The sequence below is a fragment of the Pseudoxanthomonas sp. 68-E7 genome (assembly GCF_057773145.1).
Genome location: NZ_JBYMTI010000002.1, coordinates 215,097 through 231,595, shown reverse-complemented (window position 1 = coordinate 231,595; position 16,499 = coordinate 215,097). Strand labels below are relative to the sequence as shown.

The 16,499-nt window shown below is 66.4% G+C and carries 14 protein-coding genes; 9 read left to right on the top strand and 5 right to left on the bottom strand.

Translation table 11 applies throughout. The annotated features are described in order from the left end of the window. Position 1: 1 nt before the first annotated feature. A complete protein-coding gene (locus tag AC3DE2_RS05635; protein WP_295375680.1) occupies positions 2 to 2,185 on the top strand; it encodes an ATP-binding protein in 2,184 nt (727 codons plus the stop codon). 113 nt (positions 2,186 to 2,298) lie between these two features. Here AC3DE2_RS05635 and AC3DE2_RS05630 read toward each other — a convergent pair whose 3' ends face one another. Further along, positions 2,299 to 3,165: a crotonase/enoyl-CoA hydratase family protein gene (locus AC3DE2_RS05630; protein WP_295375678.1), complete on the bottom strand. Its 867-nt coding sequence runs from the start codon at positions 3,163 to 3,165 to the stop codon at positions 2,299 to 2,301. A gap of 232 nt (positions 3,166 to 3,397) precedes the next feature. Further along, entirely contained in the window at positions 3,398 to 5,089 is a 1,692-nt protein-coding gene (locus tag AC3DE2_RS05625) for a long-chain fatty acid--CoA ligase (protein ID WP_295375676.1), read from the bottom strand. A 116-nt stretch (positions 5,090 to 5,205) separates the two neighbouring features. Between AC3DE2_RS05625 and AC3DE2_RS05620 the strand changes: the two genes are divergently transcribed. Next, the gene (locus AC3DE2_RS05620; protein WP_488425409.1) at positions 5,206 to 5,676 is read left to right on the top strand and encodes a YybH family protein; all 471 of its coding nucleotides are present in this window, start codon (positions 5,206 to 5,208) and stop codon (positions 5,674 to 5,676) included. 10 nt (positions 5,677 to 5,686) lie between these two features. On the opposite strand, the gene AC3DE2_RS05615 is transcribed toward AC3DE2_RS05620, so the two are convergent. The 3 genes from AC3DE2_RS05615 to AC3DE2_RS05605 form a co-directional block, all read right to left on the bottom strand. Continuing rightward, the gene (locus AC3DE2_RS05615; RefSeq protein ID WP_488425408.1) at positions 5,687 to 6,127 is read right to left on the bottom strand and encodes a hypothetical protein; all 441 of its coding nucleotides are present in this window, start codon (positions 6,125 to 6,127) and stop codon (positions 5,687 to 5,689) included. Positions 6,128 to 6,353: 226 nt separating this feature from the next. After that, positions 6,354 to 9,113: an aconitate hydratase AcnA gene (gene acnA, locus AC3DE2_RS05610; RefSeq protein ID WP_488425407.1), complete on the bottom strand. Its 2,760-nt coding sequence runs from the start codon at positions 9,111 to 9,113 to the stop codon at positions 6,354 to 6,356. A 201-nt stretch (positions 9,114 to 9,314) separates the two neighbouring features. Further along, the gene (locus AC3DE2_RS05605) at positions 9,315 to 10,214 is read right to left on the bottom strand and encodes a LysR family transcriptional regulator (protein WP_295378108.1); all 900 of its coding nucleotides are present in this window, start codon (positions 10,212 to 10,214) and stop codon (positions 9,315 to 9,317) included. 91 nt (positions 10,215 to 10,305) lie between these two features. On the opposite strand from AC3DE2_RS05605, the gene AC3DE2_RS05600 reads away from it, so the two are divergent. The 7 genes from AC3DE2_RS05600 (at position 10,306) to AC3DE2_RS05570 (ending at position 16,482) form a co-directional block, all read left to right on the top strand. Beyond that, positions 10,306 to 11,427, top strand: a complete 1,122-nt coding sequence (locus AC3DE2_RS05600) for a 4-oxalomesaconate tautomerase (RefSeq protein ID WP_488425406.1) — start codon at positions 10,306 to 10,308, stop codon at positions 11,425 to 11,427. A gap of 50 nt (positions 11,428 to 11,477) precedes the next feature. Beyond that, a complete protein-coding gene (locus AC3DE2_RS05595) occupies positions 11,478 to 12,527 on the top strand; it encodes an ABC transporter substrate-binding protein (protein WP_488425405.1) in 1,050 nt (349 codons plus the stop codon). A 26-nt stretch (positions 12,528 to 12,553) separates the two neighbouring features. Beyond that, positions 12,554 to 13,396 (top strand): ABC transporter ATP-binding protein, encoded by an 843-nt coding sequence (locus tag AC3DE2_RS05590; RefSeq protein WP_295378100.1) that lies wholly within the window; start codon positions 12,554 to 12,556, stop codon positions 13,394 to 13,396. Continuing rightward, positions 13,380 to 14,153 (top strand): ABC transporter permease, encoded by a 774-nt coding sequence (locus tag AC3DE2_RS05585; protein WP_295378096.1) that lies wholly within the window; start codon positions 13,380 to 13,382, stop codon positions 14,151 to 14,153. Before AC3DE2_RS05590 ends, AC3DE2_RS05585 begins: the two co-directional genes overlap by 17 nt. 108 nt (positions 14,154 to 14,261) lie before the next feature. Further along, on the top strand, positions 14,262 to 15,707 hold the full coding sequence (locus tag AC3DE2_RS05580; RefSeq protein WP_488425404.1) for an OprO/OprP family phosphate-selective porin: 1,446 nt from the start codon (positions 14,262 to 14,264) through the stop codon (positions 15,705 to 15,707). Between the two features lie 107 nt (positions 15,708 to 15,814). After that, entirely contained in the window at positions 15,815 to 16,060 is a 246-nt protein-coding gene (locus AC3DE2_RS05575) for an AbrB/MazE/SpoVT family DNA-binding domain-containing protein (RefSeq protein WP_295378090.1), read from the top strand. 17 nt (positions 16,061 to 16,077) lie between these two features. After that, the gene (locus AC3DE2_RS05570) at positions 16,078 to 16,482 is read left to right on the top strand and encodes a type II toxin-antitoxin system VapC family toxin (RefSeq protein ID WP_295378088.1); all 405 of its coding nucleotides are present in this window, start codon (positions 16,078 to 16,080) and stop codon (positions 16,480 to 16,482) included. Positions 16,483 to 16,499 lie beyond the last annotated feature (17 nt).

Sequence of the window (16,499 nt, the reverse complement as noted above, 5' to 3'; positions counted from 1 at the left end):
CATGGAACGCAATCTGGCCTCGTGGATCAAGAATCGTCTGGCCAACCGGCCGGACAGTGAGCACGGCCAGACCGCGATCCGCGTCATCATCTTCACCGGCGTGATCGTCTACATGGGCATCGCCGCCATGTACGGCGCGCTTCCGCCGGATGTCTACCGCTGGTCGGCCACCATGAGCGGCGTCGGTGCCGCGGTCGGCCTGATGCTGTTCATCGCCATCCTGCTGGAGCCCGGCAAGTCGCATGTGCGCCGGGTCATCGGCATGCTCACCGACTACGGCCTGATGACCGTGGCGATGGTGCTGAAGGGCGAGCCGCTGGCCTGGCTGTACGTGATCCTGATGTGGGTGACGGTCGGGAACGGCCTGCGCTATGGCAACCGTTACCTGGTCGGCGCGGTGGCGTCGGCCTGCATCAGCTTCGGCATCGTGCTGACCGTCAGCCCGTACTGGCAGCAGAACCTCAATCTCGGCCTGGGCCTGTGGGTCGGCCTGATCGCGGTGCCGATGTACCTGTCAGGCCTGCTGCGCGACCTGACCCGCGCGACCGAGGAGGCGCGCCGGGCCAACGAGGCCAAGAGCCGGTTCCTGGCCAACATGAGCCATGAATTCCGCACGCCGCTCAACGGCCTGGCGGGCATGTCCGAACTGCTGGCGACCACCCGCCTGGACAGCGAGCAGCGCGAGTGCCTGTCGACCATCCAGGCGTCCACCCGCAGCCTGCTGGCGCTGGTGGAGGACGTGCTCGATATCTCCGCGATCGAGGCTGGCAAGCTCAAGCTCAATGTCGTCGAGTTTTCGCCGCGCGAACTGGTCGAGAGCATCGGCCTGATCCTGCTGCCGCAGGCACGCGGCAAGCAGCTCAACTATGAAGTGCAGTTCGACGACGCGGTGCCCACGCTGCTGCGCGGCGATTCCGGGCACCTGCGCCAGGTCCTGCTGAACCTGGCCGGCAACGCGGTCAAGTTCACCGACAAGGGTGAAGTGCGCCTGCAGGTCACCGTGGCCGGCGGACCGAACCGCCTGCGCTTCACCGTGACCGATACCGGCATCGGCATTCCCGCGTCGGTGCGCGAACGCCTGTTCGAGGCCTTCGAGCAGGCCGATGTCAGCCTGGCCCGCCGCTACGGTGGCACCGGCCTGGGCACGACCATCGCCAAGGGCCTGACCGAGGCGATGGGCGGCACGATCGGGTTCGAGAGCAGCGAACAGCGCGGCAGCTCGTTCTGGGTCGAACTGCCGTTCGAACCGGTCCAGCCGCGCGAAGTCACTCCCGCGATCCATGCGCCGGCGAGCTGGCTGGAAGATGGCAATGGCAAGCCCGGCGCGGAGAACATCATCGCGTTCTCGGATCCGTTCCTGCGCCATCGCGCACGGGTCCGCAGCATGCAGATCCTGGTGGCGGACGATCACGAGGCCAATCGCATGGTCGTGCAGCGCCTGCTGCAGAAAGCCGGCCACCGGGTCACCTGCGTCAACGGTGGCGAGGACGTGCTCAACGCCCTGGATTCGTTCGACTACGACGCGGTCATCTGCGACCTGCACATGCCCGACGTCAGCGGCCTGGATCTGCTCAAGCAACTGCGGGTGATGGAAGCCGGCTCCGGCCAGCGCACGCCGGTGGTGATCCTGAGCGCGGACGTCACTCCGGACGCCATCCGCAACTGCGAACGCGCCGGCGCCCGTGCATTCCTGGCCAAGCCGGTGGTCGCGACCCGCCTGCTGGATACCCTGGCCGAGATCGCCACCAACGGCGCCGTCGCCCCGCAACAGGCCCCGGTGCCGACCACGGCGGTGCGGGTAGGGGACGAAATCCTCGACATGACCGTGCTGGACGAACTCAGCGCCCTGGGCATGGGCGAAGCCTTCGAACGCGAGTTCATCGCCCAGTGCCTCAACGATGCCGACGGTTGCATCGGTGCCATGGCCCACGCGATGGAACATGGCCAGGGCGAACACCTGCGCGATCACGCGCACGCGCTGAAGGGGGTCGCCAGCAACCTGGGCCTGATCAAGCTGGCAGCGGCCGCGAGCGAACTGATGCGCCTGGCGGATTGGCAGATTGCACGCGAATGGCGGCAACGGCTGGCGGCGGTGAATTCCTATCTCGCCCAGGGCAGGGCGGCGCTGGAGCAACGCGAGCGGGCCCGCCATTCGGCCGACCACGGTAGCCACGAGCGCAATTGAACCGGCCGCGCGATATCAGGGGTAAAGCTCGGGCGGGCGGCCATGGCCTGCCCGCCATCCGGGGTGCCTTGCGCAGTCCCCGCCCCCTGTAGTGGCTGCGAATCGGACTTCGGTCAGGCGGCCTGCATGGCACGCTTTTCCTGCGCGCGGACGATGCGCTCCATCATCCGCAGGGACTTGTCGCCCAGCGCCAGCGCGGTATCGACCCAGACTTCGGTGATGTTCATCAGTTCGTCGTAGCTGACCCGCTGGGCCAGGCCGCGAACGGTGTTCATCGCCAGGTGCGAATAAGGCGCACGCTGCTGCTGGCGGATCAGATCCTGCACGGCGGCTTCGCCCTGGCCCTTCGGCACCAGGATGTCGACGACGCCCATCTTGTAGAACTCGTCGCTGGAGTACATGTTGCCTTCCAGGATGATGCGCTCGGCCAGCTGCGGCGAGACGCGCTTGCACAGGAACGAATAGGCGCCCATGCCCGGGAACAGGCCGAACAGGACTTCCGGCAGGCCCATTTCCACGCCTTCCTCGGCCACGATGGTGTGGCAGGCCAGCGCCATTTCCAGGCCGCCGCCGAGCGCGTCGCCCTGCAGCAGCGCGATCGTGCGGACGTCGCCGCCCAGGCCGGTGTGCAGCGTGTACACGCCATCGATGCAGCGACGGGCATAGGCCAGCAGATGCTCGCGATCATTGGCGCGGATCAGCTTGGCGAACAGTTCCAGATCGCCGCCCAGGTTGAAGGCCGGCGCCGAGGAGGCCAGCACGAAGTGGCGCAGGCGGCCGGACTGGCGCTCGCTCTCGCGCAGGGTGATCGAGGAAGTGAAGCTCCACATCTCATCCAGCAGCTCGCTGCGGAAGCACGGCCGGGAACCCTTGCCAGCGTCGTTGTGCATGTACATCCAATGGCTGTTGCCATCGGGCGCGGATTCCACGCGAATGGTGGAGAAATTGCGGGTGCGCTGCAGTTTTTCGACGTTGTTCATGATGACTCCTGGTGGCCGTTGGCCGATGGTGTGGGGATTGGTATTGGGGACGTGCTGGGCACGGCGCGATGCTACACCTGAACGGATAGTGAAAAGACGACGCACACTGACTGGACCGCTGTGGACAGGGTTTATCCCTTCCTGTTGTTCATAAATGTGATGAGAATCTCAAATTTAACCCTAAAGTCCTGAAGAAAAAAAGAAAGGCCGGCTTTCGCCGGCCTTTCGATTTTCAGTGGGAGGCCCCGGTCGGGGGCGGTTCGCGGAGTTCCTTCCTGAGGATTTTCCCGACGTTGGTCTTGGGCAATTCGGTGCGGAACTCGATGTAGCGGGGCTGCTTGTAACCGGTGAGATTGTCCCGGCAGTAGGCCTTGATCTTCTCCTCGGTCAGGGACGGGTCCTTCTTGACCACGAACACCTTGACCACTTCGCCGGAACGCTCGTCCGGCACGCCGATCGCCGCGACTTCCAGGACGCCTTCCAGGCCGGCGATCACGTCCTCCACCTCGTTCGGATACACATTGAAGCCGGACACCAGGATCATGTCCTTCTTGCGATCGACGATGTAGAAGAAGCCGTCGGCGTCCATCTTGGCCATGTCGCCGGTATGCAGCCAGCCGTCGGCGTCGACGACCTTGGCGGTTTCCTCCGGGCGCTGCCAGTAGCCGCGCATGACCTGCGGTCCCTTGATGCACAGCTCGCCGACCTCGCCGAGCGCGACCAGATTGCCGTCGTCGTCCTTGAGGCAGGCGTCGGTGGACGGAATCGGCAGGCCGATGGCGCCGTTGTAGTCCTTCAGGTCCATCGGATTGATGCAGGCCGCCGGCGCGGTCTCGGTCAGGCCGTAGGCCTCCACCAGGGTGATCCCGGTGACCTTCTTCCAGCGATCGGCCACGGCGCGCTGCACCGCCATGCCACCGCCCAGGGTCAGGTGCAGGCGCGAGAAGTCGACCTGATCGAAGCCGGGCGTGTTCAGCAGTCCGTTGAACAGCGTGTTGACGCCGGTGATCGCGGTGAACTGGATCCTGCTGATCTCCTTGACGAAGTTCGGCATGTCGCGCGGATTGGTGATCAGGTGGTTGGACGCGCCGAACTTCATGAACACCAGGCAGTTCGCGGTGAGCGCGAAGATGTGGTACAGCGGCAGCGCGGTGACGATCAATTCGCCGTCGGCCTTGACGTCACGGCCGATCCAGGCCGACGCCTGCTGCATGTTGGCGACCATGTTGCGGTGGGTCAGCATCGCGCCCTTGGCCACCCCGGTGGTGCCGCCGGTGTACTGCAGGAAGGCAATGTCCTCCGGCGCGATCTCGACCTCGGGCAGCGCATGCAGGCGGCCCAGGGTCAGCGTGTCCTTGAAGCGGACCGTGCCGGCGATGTCGTAGTCCGGCACCATTTTCTTGACGTACTTCAGCACGAAGTTGATCAGCGGTCCCTTGGGGAAGCCCAGCAGATCGCCCAGACCGGTGGTGATGACCTGCTTGAGTGACGTCACCCCGGGAATGGCTTCCTGCACGGTCTTGCCGAAGTTGTCCACCACCAGCAGCACGCTCGCGCCGGAGTCGGACAACTGGTGCCGCAGCTCGCGCGGCGTGTACATCGGATTGACGTTGACCACCGTCAGGCCCGCCCGCAGCACACCGAAGATGGCGACCGGGTACTGCAGGCAGTTGGGCATCATGATTGCGACGCGGTCGCCTTTCTTCAGCTTCAACTCGCCGAGCAGGTACGCCGCGAACTGCTTGCTGAGGGTATCCACGTCGCCATAGGTCAGACTCTTGCCGAAGTTCGAGAACGCCGGACGGTTGCGATAACGATCGATGGCGCTTTCCAGCACCGAGACGATGGAGCGGTACTCATCCAGATCGATTTCGCGCGGAACGCCTTCCGGATAGCTCTTGAACCACGGACGGTCTTGACTCATCTTCTACTCCCTCCCCAGGGCCATGCTTCGGGTATGTTTGCAATGTCGGCGCGACCGCGCCGCGTGGGGTCCACGAGAGTGAGCATACCGTTCCGGATGGAAAAGGCGAAGGGCGAGTGAAGAACGTAATCCGGGTGCCCGGATCCGCCCGCGCCCGGTCCTGGCGGTCATGCCTGCTGCTGGCCCTGCTGCTGCAGTTGGCTGCCTGCGACCGGAGCACCCCCGAGCAGCAATTGCGCGATCAATTCGCCGCCTTGCAACAGGCGGTCGAGCAGCGGCGTCCAGGCGAGGCGATGGATGGGATCGCCGAAGACTTCTCGGGCCCCGGGGGCATGGATCGTGCTGCGTTGCACAACCTGCTGCGCGCGCAGTTGCTGGCCCGCGACAGCGTGGGCGTGACCACCGGGCCGCTGGAGATCGACCTGCAGGCCGACACCGCGACCGTGCGTTTCGATGCACTGCTGACCGGCGCGGGGCGTGGTCGCTGGTTGCCGGACAGCGCGCAGTCGTATCGCGTCACCACCGGCTGGCGCAGGGATGGCGGCGAATGGCGGCTTTACCACGCGCAGTGGCAGGCCGGCCGCTGAGCCCGCAAGGTCAGCGGCAACGCAGATAGGGCGAGCCGGCGACCAGGGCGCGGTTGCGTGGTGACAAGGGCGTGCCCCCGGCGAATCCTTCGTCGTGGGGCGTCACGGTGAGCACGCCCGCCTTTTCGTCGGCGTTGAAGGTCATCAGTACCGGATAGGCGCCATCGCGCCCGAACGGGAAGAACCATTGACTGCTGCCTTCATAGAAGTTCCCGCCATAGCTGGCCGCGTATTCCAGCCGGGCCACCCGTTCGTTGCGGCCCTCGACCTCGAAACCCATGCCGGCCGCGTCGATCACGATTCGCGGTTGCCGATGGCAGTCGCCACCCGGTGCGTACCGGCCCAACAGGGTCGGGAAGTCGCTCATTCCGGTGATCTCGACGGCATGGACCGCCGGCATGCAGGACAGCAGCGACAGCAGGAGCCATCCGGACAACAGTGGTGCGCGCATGGTGTTTCCCCGATGGACCGGCGAATCCAGTCCCGTCACCGGATGCCACGCAAACACCGTGCGGAACCGGCAACCGCCGAGCGGATGTTTTCCATGGGGAAGGCCGTAGTCCGGGCTGCGCCGCGTGGCGGCGTCCTGCAGGAGCGACGCAAGCGGCGACCGGAACAATCCACCCAGCGGGGAATCGGGTCGCGACTCACGTCGCTCCTGCAGAGGGGCTTCTCGCTCAGGCCGCCCCGCGTGCGGCCAGCTGGCGAAGCACGTAGTGGAGCAGGCCGCCATGACGGAAGTATTCGACTTCCTTCGGCGTCAGCAGCAGCACCTTGACCTGGAAACGGACCTCCTGGCCATCGGTGCGGCGGGCGGTGACGGTGGCGACCTTGGACGCGCCGTCCTGCAGGCCGGCGATGTCGAACACTTCCGAACCGTCCAGGCCCAGGGTCTGCGCGTTCTGGCCTTCGATGAACTGCAGCGGCAGCACGCCCATGCCGACCAGGTTGGAGCGGTGGATGCGCTCGAAGCTCTCGGCGAACACCGCCTTCACGCCCAGCAGGTTGGTGCCCTTGGCGGCCCAGTCGCGGGAGGAACCGGTGCCGTACTCCTTGCCGGCCAGGACCACCAGCGGCACGCCGTCGACCTTGTACTTCATCGCCGCGTCGTAGATCGACAGCTTCTCCGGCACGCCCCCGCCAGGCGGGTGATACAGCGTATTGCCGCCTTCCTCGCCGCCGAACATCAGGTTCTTGATGCGGATGTTGGCGAAGGTGCCGCGCACCATCACGTCGTCATTGCCGCGCCGGCTGCCGTAGCTGTTGAAGTCCACCGGCTGCACGCCCCGCGAGATCAGGAAGCGGCCCGCGGGCGAGTCCTTCTTGATGTTGCCGGCCGGCGAGATGTGATCGGTGGTGATCGAATCGCCGAACAGGCCCAGCACGCGCGCGCCGTGCACGTCGTCGATGCCGCCGACCGCCATGGTCATGCCGTCGAAGTAGGGCGGATTCTTGATGTAGGTCGAATCCGAATCCCAGGCGTACAGGCCGCCATCCGGCGAGGCGATGGTATTCCAGCGGGTATCGCCCTTGAATACGTCGGCATAGTTCTTGGCGAACATTTCCGGGCCGATGGTCCGGGCGATGAAGTCGCCGATCTCGCCATTGCTCGGCCAGATGTCCTTCAGGTAGACCGGCTGGCCATCGCTGCCGATGCCCAGCGGCTCGGTGCTCAGGTCGATGTCGGTGGTGCCGGCGATTGCGTAGGCGACCACCAGCGGCGGCGAGGCCAGGTAGTTCATCTTCACTTCCGGATGCACGCGGCCTTCGAAGTTGCGGTTGCCCGACAGCACCGAGGTCACCACCAGATCGCCGGTGGCGATGCCGGCGCTGACTTCCACCGGCAGCGGACCGGAGTTGCCGATGCAGGTGGTGCAGCCGTAGCCGACCACGTAGAAGCCCAGCTTTTCCAGGTCATCCAGCACGCCGGCCTTTTCCAGGTAGTCGGTGACCACGCGCGAGCCCGGTCCCAACGAGGTCTTGACCCATGGCTTGCGATTGAGTCCCTTGGCCGCGGCATTGCGGGCGAGCAGGCCGGCGCCGATCATCACCGCCGGATTGGAGGTGTTGGTGCAGGACGTGATCGCGGCGATGACCACGGCGCCGTCCTTCAGCCGGACCTTCTGGCCTTCGGTTTCGATGTCCGCGTAGCCCCGGCTCAGCGCCTCGTTGCCCACCGCCGAACCGCCGCCTTCGGCGACGAAATCGGAAATCGCCTGGCTGCGCTTGTCGCGGGCTTCGGCGAACGGCTGCAGGTTGTCGCGGAAGTTCTTCTGCATGTCCTCCAGCAGCACCCGGTCCTGCGGGCGCTTGGGGCCGGCCAGCGACGGCTTCACGTCGCCCATGTCCAGGTGCAGGGTGGCGCTGTACTGCGCATGCGGGCTGTCGGCGTCGTGCCACAGGCCCTGGGCCCGGGCATACGCCTCGACCAGCGCGATCTGATCCTCGCCGCGGCCGGACAGGCGCAGGTAGTTCAGCGATTCGGCGTCGATCGGGAAGATGCCGCAGGTGGCGCCGTACTCGGGCGCCATGTTGCCGATGGTGGCGCGGTCGGCCAGCGGCAGATGCTGCAGGCCGTCACCATAGAACTCGACGAACTTGCCCACCACGCCCAGCTTGCGCAGCATCTGGGTGACTGTCAGCACCAGGTCGGTGGCGGTGGCGCCTTCGGGCAGCTTGCCGGTCAGCTTGAAGCCGACCACCTGCGGGATCAGCATCGAAGAGGGCTGGCCCAGCATGGCCGCCTCGGCCTCGATGCCGCCGACGCCCCAGCCCAGCACGCCGATGCCGTTGATCATCGTGGTGTGCGAGTCGGTGCCGAACACGGTATCCGGATAGGCGATGGCCTCGCCGTCACGCTGCGTGGTCATCACCACCCGCGCCAGGTTTTCCAGGTTCACCTGGTGGACGATGCCGGTGTTGGGCGGCACCACCTTGAAGTTGTCGAACGCCTTCTGGCCCCAGCGCAGGAAGCTGTAGCGCTCCTTGTTGCGGTCGAACTCGATCTTGCCGTTCAGATCCAGCGCGTCCGGCTTGCCGAACACGTCCACCTGCACCGAGTGATCGATGACCAGCTCGGATGGAATCAGCGGGTTGATCTGGTCGGGACTTCCGCCCAGCTTGACCACCGCGTCGCGCATGGCGGCCAGATCGACCACGCAGGGGACGCCGGTGAAATCCTGCAGGACCACGCGCGCGGGCATGAAGGCGATTTCGGTGTCCGGCTCATGGGTCGCGTCCCATTTCGCGACCGCCTCGATATGCTCGGGGGTGACGCTGATGCCATCCTCGCCGCGCAGCAGGTTCTCCAGCAGGATCTTCATGGAGTAGGGCAGGCGGGCGATGTCGAAGCGCTCGCCCAGCTTGGGCAGGCTGAAATAAGTGTAGGACTTGCCGTTGACGTCCAGACGGCTGCGGGTGGAGAAAGAGTCGCTCATGCGGGGGCTCCTGTGACGGTTGCTGGCGATGACGACGGCCAGAGGCCGGCTGGCTCGGCGCCGACGGAAACAGTCATCGGCGATGCAAGCGATTGTCCCTCAAATGGAGCCGGATCGGGCGTTCTCCAAGGGCAGGGACATGGACTTCACTGTTGCCGGCGGATACTTGCTTTGGGCCCGGATGCGGGTGGACGGCGGGTTTCAGCCGTCCCGCCACGCATGCTGGAGCAGGTCCAGGAAGCGCTCCGCCGCCGGCGACAACTGCGCGCCGCGCCTGCGTACCACGCCGATGGTGCGCGAGACTTCCGGATGACCCAGTGGACGCGTCACCAGGATCGGATGTTCGCCCTGCGGGGTGGCCATCCGTGGCAGGACCGAGATGCCGACGCCGGCTTCGACCAGACCCAGCGACGTGGACAGGTGGGTGACCTCGTAGAACCAGTTCAAGCGCAGGTTCTCGCGTGCCAGCGCGCCTTCCAGCAGGGTGCGGTTGCCACTGGTCCGATGCACCGTGATCAAGGGATACGGCGCCAGGTCGCTCCAGTGGATGCGCCGCTTCCTTGCCAGCGGGTGATCCCGGCGGCAGGCGAGTACGAACGGATCCTCGAGCAGGGCGTCGAAGGCCAGCTCCGGATGGGAACTGCCCATGAAGTTGATGCCGAACTCGACCTCGCCACGCTCCACCGCCTGCAGGCCTTCGGTGGCCGGCAGATCGAGGATGCGGAACCGCACGTGCGGCTGATCCTCGTGGAAGCGCGCGATCACGCGGGGCAGGAAGTAGAACGCGGCCGTCGGCAGGCAGGCGATGGTGACCTGGCCGCCGCGATGTTCGTCGCTGCCACGCAGCGAGAACAGTGAGCCGTCGAACTCCTCCAGCATGCGCCTGACCAGCGGCAGCAGGTCCTGGCCGACCGCCGTTGGCACAACGCTGCGGGTGGTCCGCTCCAGCAAGGGGGCGCCCACGCTCTGCTCCAGCTTCTGGATGCGCCGGCTGAGCGCCGGTTGCGACAGGTGCAGGGTTTCGGCCGCGCGATGAAAGCTGCGGGTTTCGCTGACCAGCAGGAACGCGCGCAGATCCAGGATCTCGCAATTGATGCTCATCGCCTATCAATTCGGGAAAAATTAGCAATTAATCGTCGCACGGCTTCATGCCAGTATCGAATCACAACCGCGATATTAATGTGATTCAAGCATGAGTGGTGATGCGTCGTCCAACGGCCTGCTGGGCATTCCCTGCGTCCTGATGCGGGGAGGCACCTCGAAAGGTCCCTTCTTCCTGGCCTCCGATCTGCCAGCGGAACCGGCCGCGCGCGATCGGCTGCTGCTGGATCTGATGGGCTCCGGCCACCCCTTGCAGATTGATGGCATCGGCGGAGGCAACCCGCTCTCCAGCAAGGTTGCCATCATCGATCGCGCATCGCGGCCGGATGCGGACATCGACTATCTGTTCGCGCAGGTGAAGGTCGAGGAATGGAGCGTCGATACCAGTCCCAACTGCGGCAACATGCTGGCGGCCGCCGCACCCTTCGCGATCGAGGCGGGCCTGGTGGCGGGCGGCCATCCGCACACGCAGGTCCGCATCCACAACGTCAACACCGGCAAGATCATCCGTGCCACCGTGCGGACCCCGCGGGGACGCGTGACCTACCTGGGCGATACCCGCATCGCGGGGGTACCGGGTCGGGCCGCGCCGGTCGAACTGGCCTTTCTGGATGCCGCGGGCACGCTGGGCGGCTCGTTGCTGCCGACCGGCGTCGCACGGGAGCGCATCGGCGGCGTCGATGTCAGTTGCATCGATTGCGCGATTCCCATGGTGATGATTCCGGCCGCCGCGCTCGGGTTGCGCGGCGATGAACCGACGACGCGACTGAACGGCGACGTGGCCCTGCTGCAGCGCCTGGAAGCGATACGCATCGAGGCGGGCCGACGCATGGGAATACCGGATGCGGGCAACCGGGTCATCCCGAAGCCGGTCCTGCTGGCCGCACGCGCGTCTGCGCCGGGCTTGCGGGTGCGCTACTTCATGCCACACCTGTGCCACGGCGCACTGGCCATTACCGGCGCCATCGGCATCGCCACGGCCGCCGTCACACCGGGCACGGTCGCACGGTCGCTTGCCGGTCAGGTGGACGCGCCGGGAGCGATCATCCTGGAACACCCCGGCGGTTGCCTCGACGTCTCGCTCGAACCCGCGCAGGGCGGCGTTCCCTGGACCGCCAGCGTGGTGCGGACCGCGCGGCGGCTGTTCGAGGGCAGGGTATTCGCGCATCGCCGGTCGGATCAGGATGCCCCCCGCTTGACGCGCGCCGCCTGAGCGCGGGAGCGCATCCAGCCATTCATCACCATTCCTCGGGAGGGAACAGGATGTACGGAAAACTGCTTTGCCTGGGCGCCATGCTCGCCCTGCTGTCCACCGGATGCGACCGTGGGGGCACCGCCGCGCCGACGGGCGGCAACGCCGAACCGGAAGCGGCCACGCAGGCGGTGCGGATCAGCGTGGGGTCCTACAACCTCAACAATCTGCCGTTCTTCATCGCAGACGCCCAAGGCTATTTCAAGGACGAAGGGCTTGAAGTCCGTACCGAGAACTTCGCCCAGGGCGGCGCCAAGGTCCTGCAGGCGCTGGTCGCCGGTTCCACCGACGTGGCCGTCGGCTTCTACGATCACACCATCCAGATGCAGGCCAAGGGCAAGGCGGTGACCGCCTTCGTGCTGCTGTCGCGGAATTCGGGGCTGGTGCTGGCCGGCGGCAACCGCAGCCCGTTTGACCCGGCCCGGCCGGAAACCATCCGCGGTATGCGCGTGGGCATCACCTCGCCGGGCTCTTCTTCGGACTTCTTCATCCGCTACTACCTGGAGCGCCACGGCATTCCGGCCTCCGCCGTGTCGCTGATCGGCGTGGGCTCGGGCGCCGCCGCCGTCGCGGCACTGGAACAGGGCAAGGTCGATCTGCTGGTGAATTACGATCCGGCGGCGACCCTGATCCAGGAACGCGGCGTCGGCCGGATCCTGATTGACGCCCGCAGCGATGCCGGCGCCCGCGAAGTCTATGGCGGCATCTATCCGACGTCCGTGCTGTACGCGCAGCAGTCGTTCATCGAGAAGCATCCGGACGCCATCCAGAAGATCGTTCGCGCGGAACGCCGCGCCCTGAAATTCATTGCCGAGAACGGCGCCGAGGCCATCGTCGCCGCGCTTCCCGACAGCTATGTCTCCGGCGACCGCGCCGTCTACGCCAAGGCGGTGGAATCGGCGCGGGGCATCTTCTCCGTCGATGGCCGGTTCACCGAGACCGACATGGCCACGCCGCTGGCGGTGCTGGCGGAGTTCAACCCGGACATCGCGGCTGCCCGCGTGGATCTGGCGAAGACCTACACGAACCGCTTCGTCGATCGGGCGTCGAGCGGGCACTGACGATTCTGTCCGGGGAGGGCAATGTCATGGCTGTACTGAATCCCGTGCGCGAGCACAGGCGGGAAATACCTTTCGCGGCACCGGTGGTGCCGGGTCCGATGGTGTCGATCGAGCGGATGACGATGGCATTCGGTGATTTCGTCGCCGTGCGCGATGTCGATATCCGGGTCGGTGATGGCGAGTTCCTGGCGATCGTCGGACCCACCGGGTGCGGCAAGAGCACCATCCTCAATGCCGTGGCCGGTCTGCTGGCGCCGGCGGCGGGCGGCGTGTCGATCGATGGCCGGCCGGTGGCCGGCATCCAGGACAGCGTCGGCTACCTGTTCCAGCAGGATGCGCTGTTGCCGTGGAAGACGGCGCTGGAGAACGTCGAACTCGGCCTGCGCTTTCGCGGTGTCGGCATGCCCGGACGTGGCCGGCAGGCGCGCGACTGGCTCGCGAAGGTCGGCCTGGCAGGGTTCGAACACCGCTATCCGCACCAGCTTTCCGGAGGCCAGCGCAAGCGCGTGCAGATGGCCCAGGCGCTGATTGTCGGGCCCAAGGTGATCCTGATGGACGAGCCGTTCTCCGCCCTGGACATCCATACCCGCCACCTGATGCAGAACGAGTTGCTGCGGCTTTGGCAGGAGGATCGCCGCTCGGTGATCCTGATTACCCACGATCTTGAAGAGGCCATCGCGCTGGGCGATCGCGTGGTGGTGCTGGCCTCGGGGCCGGGCAGTCGCGTGGTGGAGAGTTTCCACGTGCCGCTGGAACGGCCGCGCAACGTGGCTGAAATCAAGCTGGATCCGCGCTTCACCGATCTGTATCGCGATATCTGGGCCTGCCTGCGCGGGGAAGTGGAGAAGAGCTATGCGTACGGCGACTGAGCGGTTCATCCAGGCGGGTCTGGTGGTGGCCGTGTTCGGCGGCTGGCAGGCCGGGGTGGCCCTGGGCGTGATCGATCCTTTCTTCTTTCCCGCACCCTGGGACGTGGTTTCCCAGATGTATGCGTGGCTGAGCGATACCGGGTTCTACCGGCATGTCTCGGTGACGCTCACCGAAACCGCGCTGGGATACGTCATCGGCACCGTGCTGGGCGTGGCCGGCGGGGTGTGGCTGGGATTGAACACCACGATCGCCCGCATCCTGGATCCCTTCATCAAGAGCTTCAACGCCATCCCGCGGGTGGTGCTGGCGCCGATCTTCGTGCTGTGGCTGGGACTCGGATTGTGGTCGAAAGTGGCGCTGGCGGTGACGCTGGTGTTCTTCATCACCTTCTTCAATGCCATGCAGGGCGTGCGCGAAGTCAATCCGACCGTGCTGGCGAATGCCCGCATCCTGGGCGCCAACCGGCGTGACCTGCTGCGGCACGTGTACTTCCCCGCGGCCGCCAGTTGGATCCTGTCGTCGCTGCGCACCTCGGTGGGATTCGCGGTGGTCGGGGCGATCATCGGCGAGTACCTGGGCGCGTCGGCGGGGCTGGGCTATCTGATCGCGCAGGCGGAGGGCAACTTCAATGCCGTCGGCGTGTTCGCCGGCATCGTGGTGCTGGCAATGTTCGTCCTGCTCATCGATCGCGTGCTCGATGTGGCCGAACACCGGCTGATTACCTGGCGTCCGCGCGCGACGGAAACAACCCGCTAGCGGGTAACCCCTGCCTGGAATCCGCTGGAGTGCAGCGGTTTCCCTTTTCCCTTTGACGAATGCAACGGCATCGGCGCCGAGGGCGTCGGCTTGCCTGGAGAAATCATGATGAGCACGAAATTGACGCCACCCTTGCTGGCACTCGCCGTCTTGTCGTCCTGCGCGACAGCCCGCGCGCAATCCGGAATCGAGACGGAAGGGCCGTCGTCCGCCGCGGTCGAACAACTTGTCCGGCAGCAGGCGGCGCGCATCCAGGCGCTGGAGGCGCGGTTGGCCGAAATCGAATCGAGTCTTGCCGGAACGCCGGTGCGCGCCGCGGACGCGGCCGGCCATCCACCAATGAGTGCCCCGGATGCCGCCGCACTGGTGTCACGGCTTGATCGCCTGGAAGCCGCCCAGCCGGCCGTACCCAAGGTCCAATGGGCCAAGGGCGCGCCGGAGTTCTCCAGCGCGGACGGCAAGGCGAAGTTCCATCCGCGTGGCCGCTTCTTCGTGGATGCGTCCAGTACCGGCGGTTCCAGTACCGCTTCGCGCAACCTGTCGGGAACCGAAATCAGCTCGGCCCGCCTGGGCGCGGAGGGCAACTACGGCCGCCTGGGTTACGTGCTGGAAGCCGATTTCGCTGGCGATGCGGTGAGCTGGAAGTCGGCGTATGGCGCATTCGAGCATCGCCTGTTCGGCATCCCGGCCGAATTCTCGATCGGCCTGCGCCTCAACGACCGCGGCATGGATGGCGCCAGCGGCGTCTCCAACACGCCCTTCCAGAGCCGGAACGTGGTGGGTGCGATCATCATTCCGCAGCATGGGGCTTCTGATCTCGGCGTGATGCAGCGGCTGCAGGGCGAAGGCTGGCATGCCGCGCTGCATGTCAGCGGCGACGGACCGGATGAGCCGGGCAGTGGCAATGGCGCGCTGGCCTACACGCTGCGCGGCCACTGGAACCCGGTGCGCAACGAGCGGACGACGATCCATCTGGGCGGGTGGGGATTCCGCGAGCAGATCCGGGGCACCGCCAGGGCCGTGCGCGGAGCCGCCATCGGCGGCACCTTCAACGACAACCTGCGGATAGCCCCGGGGCGCGTCGCCGATGCCGACAGGAGCGAGGCGCTGGGACTGGAGTTGGCGGCGTTCTCCGGACCGGCGTGGGTCCAGGGCGAATGGGGCGCGCGGCGGCTGCACGGCGGGGAACCAGGAGAGCGCGGGACCTTCATCCACCGTGCCCATGCGCTGGGCGCCGGCTGGTTCCTGGGCGAGGCACGGCCGGCGTACTCGGCCAGGTCCGGAACCTGGGGCCGGGTCAAGGTCGGCACGCCGGTCAGCGAAGGCGGCAGCGGCGCCTGGGAACTCAAGACCCGCTACGAATCCGCCGACTATGCCGACCTGCCCGGCGGCGGGCGGGGCAGCGCGTGGACCGTGGGCACCAACTGGTACCTCAACAACTGGAGCCGGCTGATGCTGGATACCGTGCGCTGGCGGGCCCGGCAGCCGGCCGGGCGTTACGCGGGGGACGACCGCGGCTACACGGTCAACATGCGTTTCCAAGTGTCCTTCTGAGGTGCGGCCGGGCCGGGCGCGATGCCCGGCCTCGGTTTCCCGCCGGGCGGGGTGGGGTATGCGGCAGAAAGTATGTATAATTCGTACATACTTCGCAGGAGCCCCGGATGGAAGCGACCGTCGCCGAACGTGGCCAGATCACCCTGCCCAAGGCCGTCCGTGACGCCCTCGGGCTGACCAAGGGCAGCGTGCTCAAGGTCGAACTGGAAGGCAGCCGGATTGTCCTGCGCAAGAGCGTGGACGACGCCATCTCGCGCGCCCGCGGCCGCTTCAAGCTGGACGGTTTCGACAGCACCGACGCGGCCATGCGCGCCCTGCGCGGCCACGCGCCCGGCGATCCGCCGGAACAGTGAGCGCCTGAGCCGACGCCATGATTGCCCTGGATTCCTCCGTCCTCATCGATCTGCTGGCCGACGGCCCGCAGGCGGACGCCGCCGAAGCCTGCCTGCGCCAGTGCCTGAGCGCGGGGCCGGTGGTGATCTGCGAAGTCGCGCTGGCCGAAGTATGCAGCGCCCTGCGCGATGGCTCGGAAGCCATGGCCGTGCTGGAGGAGATGAGCATCCGTTTCAGTCCGCTGGAAGCCAAGTCGGCGCTGCGCGCCGGCGAGATGCAGCGGCGCTACCGCCAGCGCGACGGCGCGCACCTCCGCGCGGCACCCGATTTCCTGATCGGCGCCCATGCGCTGCTCCAGTGCAATGGCCTGATCACCCGCGACGACAGGTTCTACCGTGATTACTTCAAGGGGCTGAAGTTGATCGTTCCCGTCGCCGAATGAAGTCCCACCCGTTGTTT

What these genes read in the sequence shown, in the direction of transcription:
- AC3DE2_RS05635 (WP_295375680.1), top strand. Translation starts at nt 2, where the DNA reads ATGGAACGCAATCTGGCCTCGTGGATCAAGAATCGTCTGGCCAACCGG.
- AC3DE2_RS05630 (WP_295375678.1), bottom strand. Translation starts at nt 3,165, where the DNA reads ATGAACAACGTCGAAAAACTGCAGCGCACCCGCAATTTCTCCACCATT.
- AC3DE2_RS05625 (WP_295375676.1), bottom strand. Translation starts at nt 5,089, where the DNA reads ATGAGTCAAGACCGTCCGTGGTTCAAGAGCTATCCGGAAGGCGTTCCG.
- AC3DE2_RS05615 (WP_488425408.1), bottom strand. Translation starts at nt 6,127, where the DNA reads ATGCGCGCACCACTGTTGTCCGGATGGCTCCTGCTGTCGCTGCTGTCC.
- acnA (WP_488425407.1), bottom strand. Translation starts at nt 9,113, where the DNA reads ATGAGCGACTCTTTCTCCACCCGCAGCCGTCTGGACGTCAACGGCAAG.
- AC3DE2_RS05605 (WP_295378108.1), bottom strand. Translation starts at nt 10,214, where the DNA reads ATGAGCATCAATTGCGAGATCCTGGATCTGCGCGCGTTCCTGCTGGTC.
- AC3DE2_RS05600 (WP_488425406.1), top strand. Translation starts at nt 10,306, where the DNA reads ATGAGTGGTGATGCGTCGTCCAACGGCCTGCTGGGCATTCCCTGCGTC.
- AC3DE2_RS05595 (WP_488425405.1), top strand. Translation starts at nt 11,478, where the DNA reads ATGTACGGAAAACTGCTTTGCCTGGGCGCCATGCTCGCCCTGCTGTCC.
- AC3DE2_RS05590 (WP_295378100.1), top strand. Translation starts at nt 12,554, where the DNA reads ATGGCTGTACTGAATCCCGTGCGCGAGCACAGGCGGGAAATACCTTTC.
- AC3DE2_RS05585 (WP_295378096.1), top strand. Translation starts at nt 13,380, where the DNA reads ATGCGTACGGCGACTGAGCGGTTCATCCAGGCGGGTCTGGTGGTGGCC.
- AC3DE2_RS05580 (WP_488425404.1), top strand. Translation starts at nt 14,262, where the DNA reads ATGAGCACGAAATTGACGCCACCCTTGCTGGCACTCGCCGTCTTGTCG.
- AC3DE2_RS05575 (WP_295378090.1), top strand. Translation starts at nt 15,815, where the DNA reads ATGGAAGCGACCGTCGCCGAACGTGGCCAGATCACCCTGCCCAAGGCC.
- AC3DE2_RS05570 (WP_295378088.1), top strand. Translation starts at nt 16,078, where the DNA reads ATGATTGCCCTGGATTCCTCCGTCCTCATCGATCTGCTGGCCGACGGC.